Source organism: Collinsella sp. OM04-5, assembly GCF_003439125.1.
Classification (GTDB): Bacteria; Actinomycetota; Coriobacteriia; order Coriobacteriales; family Coriobacteriaceae; genus Collinsella.
Genome location: NZ_QSUU01000018.1, coordinates 279 through 23,711, shown reverse-complemented (window position 1 = coordinate 23,711; position 23,433 = coordinate 279). Strand labels below are relative to the sequence as shown.

16 protein-coding genes are annotated in these 23,433 nt (G+C 59.4%); 3 read left to right on the top strand and 13 right to left on the bottom strand.

The window, feature by feature from the left end:
* Nucleotides 1–9: 9 nt before the first annotated feature.
* The 10 genes from DXB53_RS09615 to uvrA all read right to left on the bottom strand — a co-directional run bounded on the left by DXB53_RS09615 (nucleotide 10) and on the right by uvrA (nucleotide 15,614).
* A complete protein-coding gene (locus tag DXB53_RS09615) occupies nucleotides 10–861 on the bottom strand; it encodes an acetylxylan esterase (protein WP_117584275.1) in 852 nt (283 codons plus the stop codon).
* Nucleotides 854–1,831, bottom strand: coding sequence for an acetylxylan esterase (locus DXB53_RS09610; protein WP_117584274.1), 978 nt, complete (start codon nucleotides 1,829–1,831; stop codon nucleotides 854–856). Before DXB53_RS09610 ends, DXB53_RS09615 begins: the two co-directional genes overlap by 8 nt.
* An 80-nt stretch (nucleotides 1,832–1,911) precedes the next feature.
* Nucleotides 1,912–2,739: an ABC transporter ATP-binding protein gene (locus tag DXB53_RS09605; protein ID WP_089573612.1), complete on the bottom strand. Its 828-nt coding sequence runs from the start codon at nucleotides 2,737–2,739 to the stop codon at nucleotides 1,912–1,914.
* The gene (locus DXB53_RS09600) at nucleotides 2,740–4,755 is read right to left on the bottom strand and encodes a dipeptide/oligopeptide/nickel ABC transporter permease/ATP-binding protein (protein WP_035138893.1); all 2,016 of its coding nucleotides are present in this window, start codon (nucleotides 4,753–4,755) and stop codon (nucleotides 2,740–2,742) included.
* A 3-nt stretch (nucleotides 4,756–4,758) separates the two neighbouring features.
* On the bottom strand, nucleotides 4,759–5,715 hold the full coding sequence (locus DXB53_RS09595) for an ABC transporter permease (RefSeq protein ID WP_055251823.1): 957 nt from the start codon (nucleotides 5,713–5,715) through the stop codon (nucleotides 4,759–4,761).
* A gap of 155 nt (nucleotides 5,716–5,870) precedes the next feature.
* Nucleotides 5,871–7,484 carry an ABC transporter substrate-binding protein gene (locus DXB53_RS09590; protein WP_117584273.1) on the bottom strand — a complete coding sequence of 538 codons (1,614 nt, stop codon included), beginning with the start codon at nucleotides 7,482–7,484 and terminating at the stop codon, nucleotides 5,871–5,873.
* A 352-nt stretch (nucleotides 7,485–7,836) separates the two neighbouring features.
* Entirely contained in the window at nucleotides 7,837–9,789 is a 1,953-nt protein-coding gene (gene uvrC / locus DXB53_RS09585; RefSeq protein ID WP_369831579.1) for an excinuclease ABC subunit UvrC, read from the bottom strand.
* Nucleotides 9,790–9,795: 6 nt separating this feature from the next.
* Nucleotides 9,796–12,096, bottom strand: a complete 2,301-nt coding sequence (murJ, locus tag DXB53_RS09580) for a murein biosynthesis integral membrane protein MurJ (protein ID WP_233503862.1) — start codon at nucleotides 12,094–12,096, stop codon at nucleotides 9,796–9,798.
* A gap of 3 nt (nucleotides 12,097–12,099) precedes the next feature.
* Nucleotides 12,100–12,600: a Cys-tRNA(Pro) deacylase gene (gene ybaK, locus DXB53_RS09575; protein ID WP_117584271.1), complete on the bottom strand. Its 501-nt coding sequence runs from the start codon at nucleotides 12,598–12,600 to the stop codon at nucleotides 12,100–12,102.
* 134 nt (nucleotides 12,601–12,734) lie between these two features.
* Nucleotides 12,735–15,614 carry an excinuclease ABC subunit UvrA gene (gene uvrA, locus DXB53_RS09570; protein WP_117584270.1) on the bottom strand — a complete coding sequence of 960 codons (2,880 nt, stop codon included), beginning with the start codon at nucleotides 15,612–15,614 and terminating at the stop codon, nucleotides 12,735–12,737.
* A gap of 259 nt (nucleotides 15,615–15,873) precedes the next feature.
* Here uvrA and DXB53_RS09565 point away from each other — a divergent pair, with 259 nt between their 5' ends.
* The 3 genes from DXB53_RS09565 (at nucleotide 15,874) to DXB53_RS09555 (ending at nucleotide 19,696) form a co-directional block, all read left to right on the top strand.
* Entirely contained in the window at nucleotides 15,874–16,704 is an 831-nt protein-coding gene (locus DXB53_RS09565) for an Mrp/NBP35 family ATP-binding protein (protein ID WP_117584269.1), read from the top strand.
* Nucleotides 16,705–17,976 (top strand): NAD(P)/FAD-dependent oxidoreductase, encoded by a 1,272-nt coding sequence (locus DXB53_RS09560; RefSeq protein ID WP_117584268.1) that lies wholly within the window; start codon nucleotides 16,705–16,707, stop codon nucleotides 17,974–17,976.
* A gap of 79 nt (nucleotides 17,977–18,055) precedes the next feature.
* Nucleotides 18,056–19,696, top strand: coding sequence for an NAD(P)/FAD-dependent oxidoreductase (locus DXB53_RS09555; protein ID WP_117584267.1), 1,641 nt, complete (start codon nucleotides 18,056–18,058; stop codon nucleotides 19,694–19,696).
* 51 nt (nucleotides 19,697–19,747) lie between these two features.
* On the opposite strand, the gene uvrB is transcribed toward DXB53_RS09555, so the two are convergent.
* The 3 genes from uvrB to coaE are packed head-to-tail and all read right to left on the bottom strand — an operon-like array spanning nucleotide 19,748 to nucleotide 23,255.
* Complete coding sequence (gene uvrB / locus DXB53_RS09550; protein WP_117584266.1) at nucleotides 19,748–21,988, bottom strand: excinuclease ABC subunit UvrB; 2,241 nt, start codon at nucleotides 21,986–21,988, stop codon at nucleotides 19,748–19,750.
* Nucleotides 21,989–22,039: 51 nt separating this feature from the next.
* The gene (locus DXB53_RS09545; RefSeq protein ID WP_117584265.1) at nucleotides 22,040–22,621 is read right to left on the bottom strand and encodes a lytic transglycosylase domain-containing protein; all 582 of its coding nucleotides are present in this window, start codon (nucleotides 22,619–22,621) and stop codon (nucleotides 22,040–22,042) included.
* The gene (gene coaE, locus DXB53_RS09540) at nucleotides 22,614–23,255 is read right to left on the bottom strand and encodes a dephospho-CoA kinase (RefSeq protein WP_117584264.1); all 642 of its coding nucleotides are present in this window, start codon (nucleotides 23,253–23,255) and stop codon (nucleotides 22,614–22,616) included. Before coaE ends, DXB53_RS09545 begins: the two co-directional genes overlap by 8 nt.
* Nucleotides 23,256–23,433 lie beyond the last annotated feature (178 nt).

Below are 23,433 nucleotides of genomic sequence, written 5' to 3'. Positions count from 1 at the left end.
CCAGGCCGTCTAGGCCAAAGAACACGGGTAGAACGTTTGGTTAAAGAAGTCGACGACTTTGTTTTCGAACGCATTGATGCGCTCGTGAGCGTATTTTGCATAGATGATATGCCTCCGGTCACACTCAAGACCGTTGAATACGGCAAACTGATCCTTGGGATCGCTCACGGTATCCATAAGCGATGTGCCCATGAGCACCGATCCGCGCACCCGAGACGACAGCGCCTCGAGGCCGCCAGGAAGCGGATTGGCAACCGCCGTGCAGGCGAGGCCCCGCTCGTCCAGAGCAGAAACCGCCAGCGCGACTCCGCCGCCAAGGCCCTCGCCCCATGCAAAGATGCGGTCGGGGTCCACGCCATCAAGATTGCGCGCCACCTTCGCCATCGCGCAACCCCAACGGACGCGCTTGACAAAAGCAGGAGAGGCAATCCCCTGCTGCAGCTCGCTGGATCCAATCGCCTCATCGTCCAGCGCAAGCACGGCATATCCCATGGCCGCAAACCTCGTCATGTGATGCCATCCCCGCACGGGTCGGTCGATGTCGTGAAACATCAGACATAGCGGCACAAGCTCGGATGCTCGGGCGCGACCGGCAGGCTCAATCAAGCGTGCGTGGACCACATCGCCACCAAGCTCAAAGGAAACCTCGGAGTAGCGGGCATACGGATTGGCGAAATCGATCACCGTAATACTCGGCCCGCAAACCTCAAGGTCCGAAGCGGCTATCTCTAATTCGGAAACATCCGCAGAAGCATCACCGCGCCAATCCCGGAAATCAGCGAGCCTTGACGAGACCGTTCCGGGAATCCCCACAAGGTCGGAGACAATCAGCTCATTGACATTGCTCTCGCACTTAGACATAAGCCTCCCCTCCCTTGCAGAAAAACGGAATGATCAGATCGTCAAAATCCTGAATCTCCTCGTGGCCAAAGCCTTCAAAGAACTCATGACGCTTTTCACAGGTCAGGTTGTTATAGACCGCAAACTGCGTCGCTGGCGGACAGACGGTATCGGCTGTGCCGGTGCCAAACAGCACGGGGCATTTGACCATAGGGGCAAAGTTCTTGGAATCGAAGTACGCCAGCTTGGCATAGGCTACGTCGATACGAGTCGAGTCCTCGTCAAACCAGCGAGACCAATAGCGCAGGCCCTCGTAGGCAATGTCGTCGGCATCCAAATCCCAGACCAGGCGGAAATCCGACAGGAAGGGATAGAGGATGGCGGCGCGATTGATAAGCTCGCTGTTAAGTGCACAGGTCGCAATGCCCAAACCGCCGCCCTGCGACGCGCCGTTCACAAACACACGGGCAAGATCGATGCCCTCGAGCTCGCGAACGATGCGGCACAGGATGCGAATATCTTGGTGCAAGCGGACATAGTAGAGGTTGGCCGGGTCGCCGTCGATACCGGCGACGATATGGCCCGCGACCGTTGTGCCCTCAAATCCACCAATGTCCTCGGAGGGACCTCCTTGGCCGGGGCAGTCGAGGGCGATGAGTGCCATGCCCATGCCCGCAAACGACGCCTGCTCAAACCAGCTGCGGCTTGCACCCGGATACCCATGGAACTGAAGTACCAATGGCACGGGCTCGTCCGAGACGGGTTTAAGGTACTTGGCATGCAGGCGAGCGCCACACATGCCGGTATACCAGAGGTCGAAAAGCTGGCAGGTCACGGCATCGGTGACCGATGCCGTCTCGATCGCATAGTCAAGCCCGACGGCGTCGGCCTCGGCCATGCGATCCTTCCAAAAGAGATCGAAATCTGATGGACGGGGCATGGCGCCTCGATATTCACCAAATTGCTGTTGCAGCTCCTGAGCACTTGGCATGGCTCGTGAACCCAACCTTTCGAAATCGCAACGGAGGTGCGCCCGGCAAGGGAACCGGGCGCACGGGAGGGAAAGCGAGACTACTCGCCGAGCTTGGGATGCAGCAGCGACGGCGCAGCGCCGAGCAGCATCTTGGTGTAGGGGTCCTGGGGGTGCTGGAAGACCTGCTTGGCCTCGCCCTGCTCGACGATCTTGCCGCCATTCATAACGATGATGTCGTCAGAGATATAGCGGACCGTCTGGATGTCATGGCTGATGAACACCATGGCCAGGCCGAGCTCCTTCTTAAGGTCGGTCAGCAGGTTCAGAATCTGCGCGCGGACCGAAACGTCCAGAGCCGAGGTGGGCTCGTCGGCGATGATGGCATCGGGGTTCAGCGACAGGGCACGGGCAATTGCGACGCGCTGGCGCTGGCCGCCCGAAAGCTGACCGGGAAGAACCTCGGCGGCGGAGCTGGGCAGACCGGTGAGCTCCAGGAGTTCCTTGACGCGCTTCTCCTGTTCGGCCTCGGTGCCCAGATTGTGGACGCGCATGGGATCGAGCAGCTGCTCGCGAACGACCATGCGGGGGTTGAGCGCCGTGGCCGGGTTCTGGAACACGACCGAGATGACGCGACCCATGTGGCGACGGTCCTCGGCGGTACGCTTGGTTACGTCCTTGCCCTTAAAGTAGACCTTGCCGCTCGTGGGGGCCTGCAGGCCGCACATGACGTTGGCGGTGGTGGACTTACCGCAACCGGACTCGCCGACGATGCCGATCGTCTGACCGGGCATGAGCCTAATCGTTACACCCTGGACGGCGTGAACCAGGTTGGGGTGCAGAATCGAGCCGGTACGGGTCCTAAAGGTGACGTGGACGTCATCAAGGAAGATGATCGGCTCGACGCCGTTGACTGCGGTCTCGCTCATCTACATCACCTCCGCGTGAGGGGTCAAACCATTTGCCTTGAGCACCTCGTCGGGGAGCTCGGAATAGAAGTGCTCGGTGCCGGGCACGCGCTTGAAGACCGGACGGGTGTCCAGGCCAATGCGCGGATGGCTCGAGCGGGGCGCGAAGCGATCGCCCTTGGGGAAATCGCGCGGGCTCGGAACGGCGCCGGGCACCTGGTGCAGACGGCCCGAACCGCTCTCGATGGACAGAACGGAGCCCAGAAGACCGCGGGTATACTCGTGGATCGGGTTAGTGAGCAGCTCCTTGGTGGGCGCCTGCTCGATAACCTGACCGGCGTACATAACCGTGATGTTATGGGCGACCTCGGCGACCAGCGCCAGGTCATGCGAGACGAAGATCATGGCAAAGCCGAGCTTGGCCTGAAGGTCGTTGAGCAGCTTGATGACCTGCTTCTGGACGGTAACGTCCAGAGCGGTCGTGGGCTCGTCGCAGATGACCAGCTTGGGGTCGCGGGTAAGGGCCATAGCGATCAGGACACGCTGACGCTGGCCACCGGAAAGCTCATGCGGGTAGCTCTCGAGCGTACGCTTGGGGTCGAGGCCCACGAGCTCCAGGAGTTCCTCGGCGCTGCGGGTGCCGCCGCGCTTGGTGAGCTGCTTCATCTGGGCAGAGATGAGCATGGAGGGGTTGAGCGAGGACAGGGCGTCCTGATAGACCATAGCGATATCGGTACCGCGCAGGCCGAACCACTCCTTCTTGCTCATCTTGAGCAGGTCGCGGCCCTCCCAGAGGACCTCGCCGGAAAGGTGCTCGTCATCGTCGGTCAGGCCCATGATGGCCAGCGTGGTGATGGACTTACCGCAACCGGACTCGCCCACCAGGCCCATGGTCTGACCAGGACGGACGTCAAAGTTGACATGGTCGACGACGTTGATATCGCCGTGATGCTCAAACTGGATGCAGAAATCGCGGACCGAAAGGATCGGTTCGACAGACTCGTCGGGCACATGGCGATCGTCACGCTTGAGCTCGACATCGCGCAGGGCGCCAAGGCGAGCGGAGAGGGACTGGGCCTGCTCCTTGTAGGCGCGAACGGGGTCAGAGACCAGCAGGTCGGCCTCGCGACGCTTGGAGGAATCGGTCGGATCCAGGGCGGCGGAGGGAGCAGCGGCCATGGCGTCGGTAATGCCCTCGGAGAGGATGTTGAGTGCCAGGCAGGTGATCATGATGGCCAGGCCCGGGAACAGCGCCTGCCACCAACGGCCGGCGAGCACGCCGCCGCGGGCGTCGGCGAGGATGTTGCCCCAGGTAGCGGTGGGCTCCTGAATACCAGCGCCGATGAAGGTCAGCGAGGCCTCGAAGATGATGGCGTCGGCGACCAGGGTAACGGTGAAGACCATGATCGGGGCGATGCAGTTACGCAGAACATGCTTGATCAAAATCCACGGAGCCTTGGCGCCGGAAACGATGACCGCGCGGACATAGTCCTCGCCGTACTCGGACACGATGTTGGCGCGCACGATACGGGCAATCTGCGGAGTGTACATAAAGCCGATGGCGAAGATGATCGACGGCACGGAGTTGCCCAGGATGGAGACGAAGACGGCCGCGAGGGCGATGCCCGGGATGGACATGATGATGTCCAAGATACGCATGATCGTCTCGGAGACGGCCTTGCGCGAAACCGCTGCAAGGGCGCCCACGACCGAGCCGCAGACCAGAGCCATAGCAGTGGCGCCAAAGCCGATAATCAGCGAGTAACGACCACCGTAGAGCATACGCGACAGAATGTCGCGACCCTTATCGTCGGTACCGAAGATAAATCCGTTGCCGGGAGCCTGGCGAGCCGTAAAGATCTCGACCGGGCTATAGGGGGCAAGAAGGGGCGCCAGAATCGCAGTCAGGGCGACCAGCACCAGCACGACGGCGGCAATCTTAGAAGACAGCGTCATCTTCTTCCAGCCACCGAGCTTGAGCCCCTTGGAGGCAGCCTTCTCGAGCTGCTCGGTTTGCTTCTCTCGAATCTTTACCATAATCTACACCGTCCTGATGCGCGGGTTGATGAGCAGGTAGAGCATGTCAACCACGATGTTGATGATGATGAAGGCAAGAGCAACGACGATAACGACGCCCTGAACCAGGTTCGCCTCGTTGCCCTGAACGCCCTGCAGAATCGCGGTGCCCATGCCGGGGAGGTTGAAGATAACCTCGATGACGACGGCGCCGCCCATGAGATAACCGATCTTAAGACCGAGGGTGGTGACCGGGGTGATCAGCGCATTGCGAAGAACGTTGATGCCGACGACGACCTTCTCGGGAACGCCGGCACCGCGAGCCATACGGACATAGTCCTTGTCGAGTTCCTCGACCATGGCGGTGCGCACGATACGAGTCATCTGGCCCGTCAGCGGAAATGCCAAGGCGATGGCGGGCATAATCATGCGGCCCAGATAACCAGCCGGATTCGTGGTGAAGTGAGGCAGGGCACCCGATGCCGGGAGGACCTTGAGATAAGAAGAGAACAGCAGGATCAACAGAACGGCAAGCCAGAACGACGGGGTTGCCAGGCCGGCGATGGAAAAGACGCGGATCACTTGGTCCGGCCATTTGTCGCGATACAGTGCCGCGATGACGCCGAGCAAAAACGAAACGACCGCACCGATGGCAAGGCCGATGAAGGTCAGCTGCATCGTGACGGGCAGGGCCGTGGAGATGCGCTTGGCAACGGAGTTGCGAGCAGCACCATAGGTGCCCATGTCGCCATGGATCAAATCGCCCATATAGCGCACGTAGCGCACGGGCCAGGGGTCGTCCAGACCATACTTCTCATGGTACTCGGCAACCGCCTCGGGCGAGGCACCGTCACCCAACGCCGTGTAGGCGGGGTCGGTCTTGGAGAACGACATAAGGAAGAACACCAGGACGGTGACGCCCAATGCCATGATCGGCAGCGCCACAAGACGCCTTCCAATCAAACGTAGCAAGTTGTTCACGTTCTCTCCCCTTTCTTTTGTCGGTAGGACCAACTGGTATATGAGTACGGATACTCATTACAAGACCCGAGCGACATCGAGGTCGCCCGGGTCTTTGTTTCAACTATGAGGACGTTGCCTTACGACCGACGCCCTACATATGACTCAAGCGAGTCTTAGGCCTTGACGGTCGCGACGCCCCTGAAGGACATGCTCGTCGTGCCGATGCCCTTGAAGCCATCGAGGGCCTCGCCGTTGGGCGCGGTGGACGGATCGTCCCAGGAAGCGGAGACGGTCTTAACGTGGACAACGGGGTACAGAACGGCGTTGTCGGCGATGATGTCGAAGCACTCGTTCCACTTCTTCTGCTGCTCGTCGCCCTCGGCGGCAAGAGCCTCGTCCATGAGACCGTGGAGCTTCTCCCACTCAGCGGACTCCTTCCACGGGCAACGGGTCTGCATCCAGACGTTGTCACCGTACCACCAGTTAAGCAGCAGGTCGGGATCAGCGCCGAAGCAGGACGGATCGCCAGGGGCAAGGAGGATATCGTAGGCCTCGCCGCCGTCGATGGCAGCGTAGGTGGCCGGCGAGGTATCGGTCTGGATGGTCACGTCGAAGCCGAGAGCGTCGAGGTCGTTCTTGACCTGGGCGGCCATGCCCTTAATCTGCTCGTTGTCGGTGGTGCGCAGGGTGATGGCACCCGGGGTGATGCCGGACTCCTCAATGAGCTTCTTGGCCTTCTTGGCGTCGGTCTTGTAGACCGTGGAAGCCTCATGATAGTTGGTGAAGCTCTTGGGCAGGTAGCAGCTGGCAGCGGTGGCAAGGCCGGCGAAGGTGTTGCTGACCATCTTCTCGGTGTCGAGCGCGTACATGACGGCCTGACGGACCTTGACGTTGTTCCAAGGCTCCTTGGCAACGTTGAACATAATGAAGCGGGTACCGAAGCCCTGGACGTTGTCGATCTTGCAGCCGGCGCTCTCGAGCTGGTCGACGGCGTCAGCGGTGACGAGCTCCATAACGAGCGTGGAGCCCTCCTGCTGAGCGGTAACGCGAGCGGTGGGGTCGGTCAGGATGCTGTACTGGATCTTCTTATCCTCGGCAGCATACTCACCGTTGTACTCGGGGTTGGGAACCAGGGTGATCTCGGTATCGGAGATAGAGTCGTACATCCAGGGGCCGGAGCCGATCGGCTGCTTGGCGCGATCCTCCTCGGTCTGGGTGGCCGGGGTAACGCGGACGATGGCCAGACGATCCTTGAGCAGGGAGAAGTTGGGGACCTTGGTCTTGACCGTCACGGTGCTGGCGTCCTTGGCCTCGATGGACTCGAAGGGCTGGAAGAACGGAGCATAGGTAGCGGAAGCGGCGCAAGCGGTGTAGGAGGCGACGACATCGTCAGCGGTGACCTCGGTGCCATCGGAGAACTTGGCGCCCTTGCGGATGGTGACCTCGAAGGTGGTGTCGTCCACAGACTTGGGATCGTCGGTGGCGAGCTCGTTGAAGGTGCTGTAGTCGTGGTAATCGATGCCGTAGAGGCCCTCGACGACGTGCCAGTTAGCACCCAGGCCCACAGCGGAGCCGGTGCTGGCGGGATCGAAGCTGGACGGAGCGTAAGCGGAACCAGCGGTGATCACGCCGCCGCCACGGTTGGCAGAATCGGTGGAACCGGAAGCGGAACCCTCGTCGCTAGAGCTGCCACCGCAGCCGGTGAGACCAAGCCCTGCGACAGCAGCGACGCTGCCGGTGAGGCCGAGGAACGAACGCCTGGACATACCCTTGTTGATGATGGCCATGTCTTCTCCTATCAATAGAGAATCTTACCCGGGAGCACCTAGACGTGCCCCCGCGCAACTTGCGGACGATATATACCTTACCTACCGACGAACCCAACTTGGGTGCCGCGCTCGGCGACCGATACATACATCCGCTTGAACGGTATTTACTACCGTTCACCGAATTCGTTGACAAACGATACTGTAGACAGTATGTATCGATGAGGTGAGATATCAGTCTTCGTCAAACCGCAGGATAGCAGGGCTGTTCCTTGGGTTAGTCAAACGTTTTAGCGTTAATAAAACCCGAAACCAGCAGGTAATCATGGCGAAATAAATGCTTGAAAATCGCGCAAGCATGTATACCAGTTGTTTAGGCTCGTGTTGAGCTATCGGAATGGCTAGCCGATGCCTCGGCGCGCTCGGCATTCCATGCGACGAGCGTCTCGTGGACCGCCTTGGCGACATCGGCAGGTATGCCGCGAACTTCCGCGATCTCTCGCTCGCTCGCCGCGCGCAAACGCTTCATCGAGCCAAAATGGCGCAATATGGCACGTTTTCTAGTGGGTCCCACGCCTGGAACGTCATCGAGTACCGAAACCGTCATGGCTTTATCGCGCAACTCACGATGAAATGTAATTGCAAAACGGTGCGACTCATCGCGCACCTGCTTGATGAGATAGAGCGACGCGGACCCGGTCGGTAGCACGACGGGAGTCTCGTCCCAAGGCACGAAAACCTCCTCATCGGCCTTTGCCAAGCCACAAACTGGTATATCGAGCCCAAGGGCCTCAAGTTGTTTAATTGCAGCCGTCAATTGCGGCTTGCCGCCGTCGACAACGAGCAGATCGGGGCGCGAGCCAAAACGTTCGTCGGCCATCCGCTCGGGAGCATAGCGACGCCCCAAAACCTCGGACATCGAAACGAAGTCATTCGCCTCGTCCAATTCGGCCTGGATTTTAAAGCGGCGGTACTGGCTCTTGTCGGCGCGGCCGTTGGTAAACACCACCATCGAGGCGACCGTAAAGGTGCCATGCAGCGTAGAGATATCGAAGCACTCGATACGCAACGGCGGCGATGGCAGCGCCAACGCACTTTCGAGCTCCAGGAGCGCTTGATTGGTGCGATCGTCAGCGTACCCCGTTCGCATCATGTAGCGCATGAGGGCATGGCGCGCATTTTTGGATGCCATATCGAGCAGACGGTGCTTTTCGCCACGCTGCGGCCTATGGAGATGGCAGGAACGCTCACGCTTGCCCGCAAGCCACTCCCCCAGTGCTTCCGCATCCTCAAGCTCGACGGAAAGGTTGACCTCAGCTGGAATATCAGCCGTCTCGTCGTAATAGCGCTTAAGAAAGCCCGACTGGAGCTCTTCCTCGTCAACATCAAGACCCTTGTCGAGAATGAACTCGCAGGTGCGAACTGTTCGGCCCTCGCGAACGACGAAGACGCAAGCGGCGGAGATGGTCTCCTCGCGATAGAAACCGATGACATCTATATCGACACTGGAGGGAAAAACGACTTGCTGACGATCGTCCAGACCCCTGATGACCTCCAAACGACGTTTGACGCGTGCCGCGCGCTCAAAGTCGAGCGCCTCAGCGGCATCCGTCATCTCGGAGGTCAGCTCATCGACGACATCCTTGCGATGGCCCGACAAAAAGCGCTCGACACGCTTGACGTTCTTGGCATAGTCTGCCGGGGAAATCGCGCCGACACACGCACCCGGGCCACGCCCGACATGGTAGTCAAAGCAGGGGCGCCCGTTTTGCGCGCAAATCATATTGACGATGTCTTCCTCGCCCTTGTGGGACTCGACGATACGGCGACAACGACGCCACTCCGCACAGGATGCGGAGCAGATGGGGATAACCTTGCGCAGCGTATCTATCGTCTCACGTGCCGCGCGGCTATCGGTATAAGGTCCAAAATAGCGCGTTCCCGGCTTATGACGCTCACGCGTGTATTTGATAGCGGGATACAGGTCGCCCTTTGTAATGGCGATAAAGGGGTAGCTCTTGTCATCCTTGAGGTCGACGTTAAAGTACGGATGGTACTGACCAATCAAATTGCGCTCGAGCACCAACGCCTCGTGCTCGGTCTCCACCACGATATAGTCAAAGCTCGCCACCAGCTGCATCATCAGCGGGATCTTCTGGCGCTCGTCCTGCAGCGTCACGTACTGACGCATACGGGCGCGCAGGTTTTTCGCCTTGCCCACGTAGATGACATCGCCCTTGGCGTCTTTCCAAAGGTAGCAGCCGGGCTGCGTGGGAACGCGCGAAACCTGCTCGGCAAGCGTTGGAATGTTGTCGTGACCGGCCACGCGCACCTACTTGCGACGAATCAGCGCCGAGACCTCGGGCATCTTAAGGACGACGGCAAGGCCAAAGGTAACAGTAAGCGAGACGACACCCGCAACGCAAACGTAGCCAAGAGTAATCAGAATCGAGCCGCCAAGTGCCCCGACAAAGTGCTCAAGCGCCCACATGACGCCGGCGCCTGCGGCAGCACCCAGGCCACCGAGCAAAAGGCCAAAGAAACCGCCATGCAGGATAGATTTAACCTGAAGACCACGCAGACGACGACGCAGCCACCACAGCGAGCAACCGACCAAGATCACGTAGTCGACGACATACGAAAGCGCGATTGCCGGCATACCGAAGCCCAGCACAACGCCAAACAGCAGAACCGAGCCGGCCTGGCCGATGGCGGAATACAGGCAATAGCGGCTATAGGGCTTCATGTCGAGCAAGGCAGAGAAGCTCTTCTGCATCAGCACGACCACGCCGTAGAGCGGCAGCGAGAACGCCAAGTAGACAAGGAACTCGGACACCAGCGCCACGCCGGACTCATCGAACTTGCCAGCGCAGTAGATCATGTTGAGCGGACGCGCGAAGACAATCAGGTACAGCGCGAACGGAACCAGGAAGAACAGCATCTGGGCGACGCCACGCGAAATGCCCGTGCGAACGCTGTCGTAATCCTTCTCCTGTGCGTCGTGAGAGAGCTCGGTATAGAGCGCCGTCGAAAGCGAGGCGGCAATCAGCGCGTAGGGCAGCGTGTACCACAGGCGCGCATAGGCGATGACGGAAGGACCGGTCTCGGGCTGGACCACCAGCGCGGCAGCGTTCGTGATAGAAGTCGAGACAAACATGCACACCGTAGCGAGCAGCGTCGGGATACCGAGCGCAATCGTCTGGCGCAGTGCGGGGTCCTTAAAGTCGATATGGATATGGGGATGCACGCCGTGCTTGCCAAGCGCGGGGATCTGACAAGCCATCTGAACAAAGACACCGAGGGTCGTACCGGCCGCAATCAAGATGATGCCGGCACGTTCGCCAAACTGTGCGGACACGGGCGCAAAGCCCATAAAGCTCGCAATGACAATCACATTGTTGAGGACCGGGGCAAACGTCGACCAGAAGTAGTCGCGGTGTGCGTTGAGAACGCCCGAGAACACCGAGCCCAGCCCGTAGAACAGAATCTGGATGGCAAAGAAACGAAACATGAACGCGGCTGTATTTATGCTGCCGCCGTCACCCGAAAGGAACGACTGCGTCCAGATAAAGCCCGGAGCGAACACGGTGCCCAGCACCGAAATGCCGCCCAGCAGCAAAAGCAGGATGCCGAGCAGATTGCCTACGTATTCGTTTGAGGCGTCGCGACCCTGTTCACGACGCACGCCCATGTACACCGGCAAAAAGGCGGTAACCAACATACCGCCCATCACGAGCTCGTAGAGCATATTGGGCAGGTTGTTGGCGACCTGATAGGAAGATGAGAGCAGCGACATGCCGATGGCGGCAGCCATAGCCCACGTGCGGATGAACCCTGTGACGCGCGACACGATGGTCAGCGCAGTCATAAGGCCGGCAGAACGGCCAACCGTAGAGTAATCCGACGAGCCCATATCATCTACGTCGTCCTGCGATTGGGGGCTAACTTCAGTGTGTTGTCGAGAATCAACCTCGATATCGGGCTCATCGATTATCGCGAAGGGGTCGTCGACCAAAACGGCATCATCGGCAGAAAAAGCGCCGCCAGCAGGCGTGACATCGTTGTCAAACGAAGCGCCATCGTTAGCTACGGCATCATCACCAAACACCGTGTCAACTTCCCTGGCGGCAGCGGTTCGATCAGAAAACGACAAAAGGCCCCAATCATCGTCGTCGACAGCAACGCCCTCGACCGGATCGGTCGAGCCGAGCGGTGACCACTCGTCATCCATAAGCAGCTGCTCGTCATCCCCGTCGGTTGCATGCCTTGCGGAACGATCGGCTGGAGCGCCCTTCAACGTGCCCTTTCCCTGAGCCGCCATCAAGAACACTGCTGTCTCATCGGGACGCGGCGCACGAGACGCCCCAGCGGCAGCAGGCATCCGTCCGGCACGGGATTGAGCCGCGGCCAAAAACACCGCCGTCTCATCGGGGCGACCCGAAGAGAGAATCGTACGAGGAAGCGCCGCACCAGCACCGGCAGCACGCAAATACACGGCCGTCTCCCCTGGATCTGCAGCAGCGGACCAGGCGTTTCGAATCTGGTCGTCGACCGAAGAAGCCTCAGACGCGGACGCCTGAGAAGCCGAACGCTTTGCAAAGTGAGCCCCGCGCTTCGATTCTTCCTGCGGCATCGCTCAGTCCTCTCTCGTGATCGGGGCAACCGTCGCCCCGCAAAATGCAACTAAGTCGTCGGGGGCAAGCTCAAGCTGATAGCCACGCTTACCGCCTGAGATAAAAATGGTATCCCAAAGGACGCATGTCTCATCGATCAGCGTCCGAAAGCGTTTTTTCATGCCGACTGGACTGCAGCCGCCCCGGACATACCCCGTCGCGGCAAGCAAGTCCTTGACATGCATCATGGTCAGCGACTTTTCACCAGCGGCGCGCGCGGCGGCCTTTAGGTCAAGCTCGTCGGCAACGGGAATACAGCACACAACGTGTTCGTTGGACGGCGTCACGCAAACCAAGGTCTTAAAACCCTGGCCAGGCTCCTCGCCAAGTTGTTCCGAAATCGCAACGCCTAAACCCGCCGACTCATCGCCATAGTCTTCATACGTATGGAGAATATAGGAGATGCCGGCGTTTTCCAGCTCGCGCATCGCATTGGTTTTCGGCGTCTTTGCAGCCTTTGCCATGGCATGCCCCTTCCCTCGCGTTCGAACGTAACGCCTAAGTATATGTCCAATGTAGCAGCATGCGCCATCTCGACACACAGAAGCGCCACCGAATCGAAAGGAATCGGTGGCGCTTCTCGCATGACGGCGTCTCTTTACTGGGCGTCGAGTTGTGCCTGACGCTCACGGTCGCGCTCGAGCAGCGGAGCCAAGAACTTGCCCGTGTAGCTCTGCGAACATGCCGCGACCTGCTCCGGCGTACCCGAGACCACGACGGTTCCGCCGCCATTGCCGCCCTCGGGACCCATATCGATCAGACGGTCGGCGACCTTGATGACATCGAGATTATGCTCGATTACCAGAACCGTGTTGCCCGCATCGACCAGGCGCTGCAGCACGTCGAGCAACTGGCGGACATCCTCAAAATGGAGACCGGTCGTCGGCTCATCCAGAATGTAGAACGTCTTACCCGTCTGACGGCGGTGAAGTTCCTTGGCGAGCTTTACGCGCTGTGCCTCGCCACCCGAAAGCGTCGTTGCCGGCTGGCCCAAGCTCACATAGCCCAGGCCCACATCGTACAGAGTCTGGAGCTTACGCTTAATTTGAGGAATATTGCCAAAGAAAGCCAGCGCCTCGGTGACGCTCATGTCGAGCACGTCAGAGATGGTCTTACCACGGTAGGTGACCTCAAGCGTCTCGCGATTATAGCGCTTGCCGCCGCAGACCTCGCAGGGAACATAGATATCGGGAAGGAAGTGCATCTCGATCTTAATTTGTCCGTCGCCCTTGCATGCTTCGCAGCGGCCGCCGCTCACGTTAAAGGAGAAACGTCCCGGCGAGTAGCCGCGTGCCTTCGACTCCGGTGTGCTCGCAAACAGCGCGCGCAGATCATCCCACAGGCCAATGTACGTAGCGGGATTGGAACGCGGTGTACGGCCGATCGGCGACTGGTCAATGTCGATCACCTTATCGATGCACTCGATACCCTCGAGCTTTTTGTACGGGCCCACAGGACGCGTCGAGCGATGAATGGCATTCGTAAGAGCAGGCGCGATGGTGTCGGTAACCAGGGAGCTCTTGCCCGATCCCGACACGCCGGTAACGACCGTAAGCGTACCGAACTCAATCTTGGCGGTAACGTTTTTAAGGTTGTTGGCACGGGCGCCCGTGATCTTAAGGCAGCCGCGACCGGGCTTGCGGCGCTTATCGGGAACCCGAATCATTCGCTTGCCAGTCAGGTAGGCACCCGTCATCGAATCGGGGCACGCCATGATATCGGCAGGCGTTCCCGCGGCGACCACGTGTCCGCCGTTCACGCCCGCGCCAGGGCCCATGTCGATCACATAGTCGGCAGCACGAATCGTATCCTCATCATGCTCAACGACGATGACGGTATTGCCGATATCGCGCAGGCGCTCAAGCGTCTTGATCAGGCGCTCGTTATCGCGCTGATGGAGGCCGATCGATGGCTCGTCCAAAATGTACAGGACACCCATGAGGCCGGCGCCGATCTGCGTTGCCAGGCGAATGCGCTGGGCCTCGCCTCCGGAAAGCGTCGCCGAGGCACGGTCGAGGGTCAGATAGTCGAGTCCGACATCGACCAGAAAGCGCAGGCGCTCCAGGATTTCCTTAACGATGCGCCCGCCGATAAATTGTTGGCGCTCGGTAAGCTCCAGGCCCTCAAAAAACTCGAGCGACTCGCGGCACGACAGGCAGCAGACCTCGTAAATGGACTTACCGCCTACGGTAACGGCGAGCATCTCGGGGCGCAGACGAGCACCATGGCAACTCGAGCACGGCTCCTCGCGAATGTACTTCTCCAAGCGCGCCCTGGTGTTCTCATTCGTCGTCTCGTTATAGCGCTCGTACAGGATATTGCGCACGCCCGAGAACTTGGTGTCCCACTGGCTGCGACGCCCATCGAGCTTTTGATAGTCGACCGAAATCTTCTGGTCGCCCATGCCGTCTAAAAACGCGCGACGCACCCGCGGAGGCAGATCCTCCCACGGCGTATCGACGCTCACCTTAAAGTGTTTGCAGACCGCAGCGAAAATCTGCGGATAGTAGTTAGAGTTGCCAAACAGGCTGCCAAAGACCCCGTCGGCGATCGACTTCGAGGGGTCTTCGATTAGCGCTTCGGCATCGACCGTCTTCTTAAAGCCCAGGCCATCGCACTCGGGGCACGCGCCATAGGGCGCGTTGAACGAGAAATCGCGCGGCTGCAGGTCATCGATGGAGTGCCCATGCTCCGGGCACGCCAGCGCCAGCGAATACTCCAGCAACTCGCCTTCGGTCCCCTCGGGAGCGTCGCGGTCGGGCAGCAAGTATACGTTCACATTGCCGTGCGCCAGCGCAGTCGCCTGTTCAACGGACTCGGCAATACGGCCCAGGGAGTTCTCGCGAATCACGATACGGTCGACCACGACCTCGATATCGTGCTTGAATTTCTTATCCAAATCGATAGGGTCATCAAGCGAGCGAACCTCGCCGTCGACGCGCACGCGGCTAAAGCCCTCGGCGCGAAGATCCTCGAACAGCTTGGCATACTCGCCCTTACGACCGCGAACCACCGGTGCCAGCACGAACGCGCGGCGGCCCTCCCCCGCAGCCAGGACTTTATCGGCAACCTGGTCGGTCGTCTGGCGCTCGATTATGCGACCGCACTCGGGGCAGTGCGGCGTACCGACGCGAGCAAACAGCAGTCGCAGGTAGTCATAAATCTCGGTTACGGTGCCCACCGTCGATCGAGGATTCTTGGATGTCGTCTTTTGATCGATCGAAACAGCCGGCGAAAGGCCGTCGATCGAGTCCAGATCGGGTTTGTCCATCTGGCCCAAAAACTGACGCGCATAGCTCGACAGGCTCTCGACGTAGCGGCGCTGGCCCTCGGCATAGATCGTGTCGAACGCCAGCGAGCTCTTGCCCGAGCCGGAAAGGCCGGTAATGACCACGAGCTGGTCGCGTGGAATGGATACATCGATATCGCGCAAGTTGTGCTCGCGCGCACCGCGAATAACGATAGAGGAATCAGACATGGAAGCTCCTTGCCTCCTATAACTTCAAATCACACCGTCGATGAGTTTAGCGCACTCAACGCGCACAGATGTTCGTGATACAAGATTCGCAGACCTTTTGATTTATCCGACGCGCGCACGTCGCCTGCCCGACCCATGCTTTCGAATGCCATCGATCGCCAGCCGCGCATCACAAATGGCTCACGTTCGCAAACGAGGGTACAATGACGCTCGTGTCACATCGTGGGGCCTTGCCCCAACGCATACAAAGGAGTCAGATATGGGTTGCGAGCACGCACAGGCGGCCGGCGGACAAACCGCACCGCAGGAATTTGAAGAGAACACGCTATCCGAAGTCAAGCGCGTTATCGCCGTGTTATCCGGCAAGGGCGGCGTCGGCAAGTCGTTCGTCACCGGTGCCATCGCCACCGAGCTTGCCCGCCGCGGCAACAAAGTCGGCATCCTCGATGCCGACATCACCGGCCCCTCCATCCCCAAGATGTTCGGTATGAGCGGACGTCATGTCCATGCTCTCGGCAATCTTATGCTGCCCGAGATCTCCGAGCACGGGGTCAAGGTCATGAGCTCCAACCTGCTGCTCCAAAACGAAACCGATCCCGTCCTTTGGCGTGGCCCGGTTATAGCGGGCGCCATCAGGCAATTCTGGAGCGAGACCTCGTGGGGCCCCATCGACTACCTGCTGGTCGATATGCCTCCGGGAACGGGCGACGTCGCGCTCACCGTTTTCCAATCGCTGCCCGTCGATGGCATCGTCATCGTCACGAGCCCGCAAGACTTGGTCTCGATGATCGTCGCCAAGGCAGTCAACATGGCCGAGAAGATGAACGTCCCCATTCTGGGCGTTGTCGAGAACATGAGCTATATCGAGTGCCCCGACTGCGGCAAGAAGATCGAGGTCTTTGGTAAGAGCAACCTCCCCGAAGTCGCCGAGCGCTACAACCTCGACATCTTGGGTCAACTTCCCATCAATCCGTCACTCGCCGAGGCCTGCGATAAGGGCGAGGTCGAGACCGCGCTGCCCGATGGCATGCTGCCCAAGGCCGTCTCTGCCGTCGAGGCCATCGCCCCGCACGAGACCGACGAGGCCTAAGTGAACACGAGCGCCTTCTATGACGTCCTGGTAATCGGCGGCGGGGCCTCGGGTCTCGCCGCCGCCATCACGGCCGCACGCGCTGGCAAAAGCGCCTGCATCGTTGAGCGCGATGTCGCCTGCGGCCTTAAACTCCTTGCGACCGGCAACGGCCGCTGCAATCTCTCAAACGAATCGATTGATCCTCGGCGGTACAACCATCCCGCTTTCGTCGAATCCGTCATGGGCCCCCGGCCCGAACAAGAGCTTATGGGCTTCTTCTCCTCGCTGGGCATCATGACGACCTCCGAGGAAGGTCGACTGTACCCACGCTCCCTCCGCGCCGAATCGGTGCACGACGCGCTTCTCAACGTTTGTGATCGTCTGGGCGTCACCTTAATCTGCGGAGCCAACGTTGCCATGGCGCACAAAGCTCCCGAGGGCTGGACACTCCAAATAGACCGTCCCGCACGGGCGCTTAAGGCAAAAAAGCACGGCGATCGAAAATCGGAGCTCCGCTCGCTTCGGAGGGCGCTCGCCGATACCCCGCGCAAAAACATGACCTTGCAGGCAAAGGCCGTGATTATCGCTACGGGCGGCAGCCCTGCCGACATCGCGAAGACGTTCAGCCTTCCCCTCACACCGCAGCGCCCCGTCCTCTGCCCCGTGTCGGCATCGGTCTTCGGCGACCAGACTGCGCTCAAGACACTGGATGGCCTGCGCGTCCGCGCCCGTTTGACGCTCACCCGCAATCACGAGGAGCTCTGGCACGAAGACGGCGAAGTGCTCTTCCGAACCTTTGGCATCTCGGGCGTTGCCGCCTTTAACCTCTCCCGTCGCGTCCAGCGCGGCGACACGATTCTGCTCGACGTTTTCCCCGACCTCTCCAAAGACGAGTTGCTCGATATGCTTAACCAGCGAGTTGCGTTGCTCGGCGGTTTTTCGTCCCGCGACCCCCGCTGGCTCGACGGCATGCTCGCCCCGCAGTTCTCTCGCGTTGTCTGCGCCGCATTCGAACAGCGCCACCCCGGGTCGCACGACGTCATCCATCTGGTCTCCATCCTCAAGCACTTTAAACTGCTTGTCGAGGGAACGGCCGAGGAGCGCTCGGCACAGGTCATACGTGGCGGCATACCCATCGAGACCGTCTCGATACCCGGCCTTCGCGCGAACGGCGCAGCCTATGCCCCGCTTTGCGTCTGCGGCGAAGCGCTCGATATCGACGCCGACTGCGGTGGCTTCAACCTTGCATGGGCGTGGCTTTCGGGCATTCGCGCTGCCAGTAACCTATAGCTGCGCAGTCTATAATCAAAACGCATTCGGGCCGTCTGGGACACCGGGCGGCCTCTTTCTTGCATCTAAGGAGACCTCGATGATCGAAATCACCCAAGTCAATGCGTCGCTCGATGAAGCCGGCGATGAAAAAGCTTGCCTTATCGTTGGCAAGCGAGTCGTCAAACGCGTCCTGCGTTGCAAAGACTCCGAGATCAAGTCCATCGAGCTCCACCGCAAGTCCATCGATGCCCGCAAGAAACGAGACGTTCATTTTATCCTGAGCTTTCGTGTTGAGCTAACGAGCCCAGACATCGAGCAGACAGTGCTCGACAGCGTTGCTGTGCGCGACCGCTCACACGTGCGCACGATAGACGACAATGAGCCTTCATTCCCCTCCCCCGTTTCCGGCGCGCCCAAAGAGCGCCCCGTCGTCGTCGGCGCCGGATGCGCTGGCCTTTTCGCCGCACTTACCCTCGCCGAAGCAGGTCTGAAGCCCTTGCTTATCGAACGGGGCGACCCAGCGCTTCGCCGCTCGCAGGCAATCGACCTCTTTCTGAAGGAGCGCGCCCTCGACCCCGAGAGCAATATCCAGTTTGGCTTGGGCGGTGCGGGGACTTTCTCGGATGGCAAGCTCAATACGGGAACCAAAAATCCCGCCCATCGCCTTATCCTGGACACCTTCGTCGAAGCGGGTGCACCCCGAGACATTCTATGGGATGCCAAGCCGCACATTGGCTCCGACATCCTTCCCACTGTTGTCACCAATATTTCCCAGCGCATCGAACGGCTCGGAGGTGTCGTCCGCTATCGAACAAAGCTCGTTGACATTCGCGCCGACGCGTCCGGCGCCATCACCGGCATCGATGTCCAGGCGTCTCAACATGCCGCGACTGAGCAAATCGCCACGAAGCACCTTATCCTTGCCTGCGGCCATTCCGCCCGCGACGTATTCGAGCTCCTCAAGGACCATGGCGTAGCCCTCGCGCAAAAAACCTTTGCCATGGGCGTACGCATCGAGCACCCACAGCTCGATATCGATCGCGCTCAATATGGCCCTTCGGCGGGACATCCCGCCCTCGGAGCAGCCCCCTACAAGCTTGTCGCCCATCTCCCCAACGGGCGCAGCGTGTTCTCGTTTTGCATGTGCCCCGGTGGGCAGGTTGTCGCCGCCTCTTCCGAGCCGGGCCACCTGTGCGTCAACGGGGCCAGCCTCAATGCCCGCGACGGACGCAACGCAAATGCCGCCCTGCTCGTTAACGTCACGCCTGAGGACCTTCCCAACAATGACCCGCTCGCCGGCATCGAGCTCCAGCGTGCCTGCGAGGTGGCCGCCTATCGCCTGGGCGGTTCCAACTGGAACGCACCAGCACAGCTCGTCGGAGATTTCCTCGCAGGACGCGCCAGTAAGGCGCCCGGAAAGGTAAAGCCCACCTATCCGCTCGGTGTGACCTGGACGGCAATTGACGAAGCCCTGCCGCAGCATATCGTCGAGTCGCTTCGCCTGGGAATTCCCCTGCTCGGAAAAAAGCTACGGGGCTACGACCGTCCCGATGCCGTGCTTACCGGCGTGGAGACGCGTTCGAGCTCCCCGGTCACCGTCACCCGAGATCGCGCGTGTCACGCCGTGGCGACTCCAGGCCTCTACCCTTGCGGCGAGGGAGCAGGATATGCCGGCGGCATCATGAGCGCCGCCACTGATGGCATCCGGTGCGCCGAAGCCCTGATTGCAGACCTCTAGCACACTAAAGACACAGACCCCGAGCTCAACGAGAAGCGCGGGGCCTGTACCCTATTTCTTAAATCGCGCGCCCTGGCGTTTTCTGCCCGAAGCGAACGTGGAACCCTTGCGGGCCTGCGAGCGCAGGCGCTCAATCGTTTCGTCCTCGGGCGCGCCCTCGAGCATCGCCCGAATCTGAACGACGGCATCACGCAGGCGCGCCGCCTCCTCAAAGTCCATGGCGGCGGAGGCATTACGCATGTCTTCTTCCATGGTCTCGACGATCCGCACCAGCTCGTCATGCGGCAGCCCTTCCAGCTGCTCGGTAAGCGTCTGTTCAGGCGTCACCGTCTCTGGCACCTCGCCCTCGCCGTTTTCATCGGGTGTATAGAACGCACCATGGCCCAGAGAGTCGCCCTTCGAGCGTCCCTTGGACCCCACGGTCTTTTCGGCCTCGGCAATAAAGCTCGAAATATCGTTGATGGCCTTGTGCACCGTCTTGGGCACAATGCCGTGTTCTTCGTTGTAGGCCATCTGGATCTCACGACGGCGCTGCGTCTCCTCGATGGCTTCTTTCATCGAATCGGTCACGACGTCGGCGTACATGATGACTTCGCCGTCGGCATTGCGGGCCGCACGGCCAATCGTCTGAATCAGCGAACGGCGGTTACGCAAGAAACCTTCCTTATCGGCATCGAGAATTGCCACCAGCGAGACCTCGGGAAGATCCAGACCCTCGCGAAGCAAGTTGATGCCAACCAAAACATCGATCTTGCCCTCGCGCAACGTTCGCAGAATCTCGACACGGTCCATCGTCGCCGTATCGGAGTGCATGTAGTTGACCTTAATGCCGGCATCGAGCAGGTGATCGGTCAGATCCTCGGCCATGCGCTTGGTCAGCGTGGTCACCAGCACGCGCTCCTTGCGGGCCACGCGCTCGCGAATCTCGTCCTCAAGATCGTCAATCTGGCCTCGGACCGGACGAACGTCGATTTTGGGATCGAGCAGGCCGGTCGGTCGAATAATCTGTTCAACATCGTTTTGACTCACGCGCAACTCATAGTCACCCGGCGTAGCCGAAACGTAGATGAACTGCGGGATCCTCGCCTCAAACTCATCGAAGCGAAGCGGACGGTTGTCGAGCGCCGAGGGCAGGCGAAAACCATGCTCCACCAGGGTCACTTTACGCGATCGGTCGCCTTCGTGCATACCGCGAATCTGCGGCACCGTCACATGGCTCTCGTCGATGATGCAGAGCATGTCCTTGGGAAAGTAGTCAATCAAGGTAAACGGCGGCTCGCCCGGTTTACGTCCATCCAGATGGCGCGAGTAGTTCTCGATGCCGTTGCAAAAGCCCATCGTCTCGAGCATCTCGAGGTCATAATCGGTCCGCTGCTGCAGGCGCTGTGCCTCGAGCAACTTGTCGGTCGCTTTGAGCTCCGCCACGCGCTTTTCGCATTCTTCGCTGATCGATTTCAGGGCCGCCTTCACCTTTGGCTTCTCGGTCACGTAGTGCGAAGCCGGCCACACGGGAATCGCTTCGTACTCACGCAACATCTCACCGGTAACCTCATCGATCTCGGCAATCAGCTCAACCTCGTCGCCAAAGAACTCAAACCGCAACGGGTGCTCCGCATAGGGCGGATACACATCGACGACATCGCCACGTACGCGGAACGTACCACGCGCCAGGTCATAGTCATTACGGTCGTATTGAATGTCGATGAGCGCATGGATAAAGTCATCGCGCTCGAGCGGCACCTTCTTATCGACGTTTGGTGCCAAGCCCGCATAGTCCTCGGGAGAACCGATGCCATAGATGCACGAGACCGATGCGACGACAATCACATCGCGTCGAGAAAGCAACGATGCTGTCGCCTGATGGCGCAACATCTCGACCTCTTCGTTAATCGACGAGTCTTTCTCGATATACGTATCACTCTGCGGTACATATGCCTCGGGTTGATAATAGTCGTAGTACGAGACGAAGTAGACCACAGCGTTGTTGGGAAAGAATTCTTTGAGCTCGCTCGCAAGCTGTGCGGCGAGGGTTTTGTTGGGGGCCATGACCAGCGTTGGCTTACCGAGAGCTTCGATGGTCTTGGCCATGGTAAAGGTCTTGCCCGAACCGGTCACGCCAAGCAAAACCTGATAGCGGTCTCCGTCCCTCACACCCTTCACAAGCGACTCAATGGCCTTCGGCTGGGAACCTGCAGGCTCATAGGGAGACACGACCTTAAACGGCACATCAGAGCCCTCAACGCCAAAACGTTTGAGCTCTCCGCCAACACGCTCAACTTCAAAATCCGCCATGGATACTCCTAACTCATATATCTGCAGTATACGCAGGCGGCAGGCATAGTCCTATACGAACCGGTCGGGATAGAGGGTCTTATAGCGAACCCAGGCATTATTGACACGAATCAAATAGGCTTGTGTCTCGGGGAAGGTAATCGCGTTGTGGAGCGATGTGTTTTGCTGCGCCCACCCATCGACATTGCCCATTCCGGCATTGTAAGCAGCAATAGCACTATCCGTCGAGCCATTGAAATACGTCAGCAGGTACGAGAGGTACGCGCACCCAAATTCGATATTCGTAGCGGGGTCATTCAGGTTATCGGCAGAATACTCGTCCCCGTCGACAAGGCCCTTGGCGATCATATCCTGAGCGGTTTCAGGCATAAGCTGCATGAGACCTTGGGCGCCCTGGTTGGATTCCGCCTCGGGATCCCAGTTTGATTCCGACTTGATGACGGCACACACCAGATACGGATCGAGATTATGCGAAATACTGGACTGCTTTACATACGCCTCATAGTCAATCGGATAAAGCGGTTTAAAGAAAGCGGCGGGAGCACACGAGTAAACGAGCGAGATAAGGCCAAAGACGAAAACGAGAGCCAGCGGCACAAAGCGATACCACGTAAAGAAACGCGTCTTAGGCATCTGTCGCCCCCTTATTCGTAGCGTCCATAAGGCCATGGCGAGCAAGCCATGCATCCAGTTGTTCAAAGAGCGTGTTGTCGCCCGCTGCGTTATCAATCACGGTTGTGGCGAGACGGCAAAGCGAAGACTCATCGGGTTGGCAAGCGCAGCGAGCATCAAAATCGGATGGCTCCATACCACGGTGAATGGCACGTTCGCGACGGACCGCCAAAGGAGCACTAACAACCATAATTTCATCCGCAAGGCCAAAGGCGTCCTCAAAGCCAGTCGGAGCAGATACTTCGACCGCAGCGAAGGGATAGCGGGGAGACGAAACCGTACAGCAGACAGGATCGAGAATCCTCAGCGAAAGCTGCTCAACGAGAACGGGGTGCACAATGCTATTGAGCCTTGCAACCGCATCAGGAGAGACAAAAGCTCGAGAAGCGAGGATGTTACGTCGAACGCCGCCCTCCTCGTCCAAAATATCCCAGCCAAACTCTTCAGCAAGAGCATTGACGATATCCGACCCCGGCACGTACAGCGATTTGGCAAGCTCATCCAGATCGATAAGCATGGCGCCATGAGATTCGAGATAGCGGCAGGCAGTCGACTTACCCGAAGCAATATTGCCCAAGACAAAAACGGTAAACATCAAGTCCTCCCTAACGCCAATGGGAGTTATTATCGCGCAAATACAAAAGAAGGACTCAAAATACAGCCAAACAGTAAGACAAGCTAAACGAAGGCGAGTTCTTGTATTACAGCTCTCTATTAAACGCAAAAAAGGGGGAGGCCGCGAGGCCTCCCCCTCCTTCAATCTCGATGACGGC

Coding starts and splice junctions, on each gene's coding strand:
- coaE (WP_117584264.1), bottom strand. CDS start 23,255: ATGTTTACCGTTTTTGTCTTGGGCAATATTGCTTCGGGTAAGTCGACT.
- DXB53_RS09565 (WP_117584269.1), top strand. CDS start 15,874: ATGGGTTGCGAGCACGCACAGGCGGCCGGCGGACAAACCGCACCGCAG.
- DXB53_RS09555 (WP_117584267.1), top strand. CDS start 18,056: ATGATCGAAATCACCCAAGTCAATGCGTCGCTCGATGAAGCCGGCGAT.
- DXB53_RS09605 (WP_089573612.1), bottom strand. CDS start 2,739: ATGAGCGAGACCGCAGTCAACGGCGTCGAGCCGATCATCTTCCTTGAT.
- DXB53_RS09615 (WP_117584275.1), bottom strand. CDS start 861: ATGTCTAAGTGCGAGAGCAATGTCAATGAGCTGATTGTCTCCGACCTT.
- ybaK (WP_117584271.1), bottom strand. CDS start 12,600: ATGGCAAAGGCTGCAAAGACGCCGAAAACCAATGCGATGCGCGAGCTG.
- uvrA (WP_117584270.1), bottom strand. CDS start 15,614: ATGTCTGATTCCTCTATCGTTATTCGCGGTGCGCGCGAGCACAACTTG.
- murJ (WP_233503862.1), bottom strand. CDS start 12,096: ATGCCGCAGGAAGAATCGAAGCGCGGGGCTCACTTTGCAAAGCGTTCG.
- DXB53_RS09590 (WP_117584273.1), bottom strand. CDS start 7,484: ATGGCCATCATCAACAAGGGTATGTCCAGGCGTTCGTTCCTCGGCCTC.
- uvrB (WP_117584266.1), bottom strand. CDS start 21,988: ATGGCGGATTTTGAAGTTGAGCGTGTTGGCGGAGAGCTCAAACGTTTT.
- DXB53_RS09545 (WP_117584265.1), bottom strand. CDS start 22,621: ATGCCTAAGACGCGTTTCTTTACGTGGTATCGCTTTGTGCCGCTGGCT.
- DXB53_RS09600 (WP_035138893.1), bottom strand. CDS start 4,755: ATGGTAAAGATTCGAGAGAAGCAAACCGAGCAGCTCGAGAAGGCTGCC.
- DXB53_RS09610 (WP_117584274.1), bottom strand. CDS start 1,831: ATGCCAAGTGCTCAGGAGCTGCAACAGCAATTTGGTGAATATCGAGGC.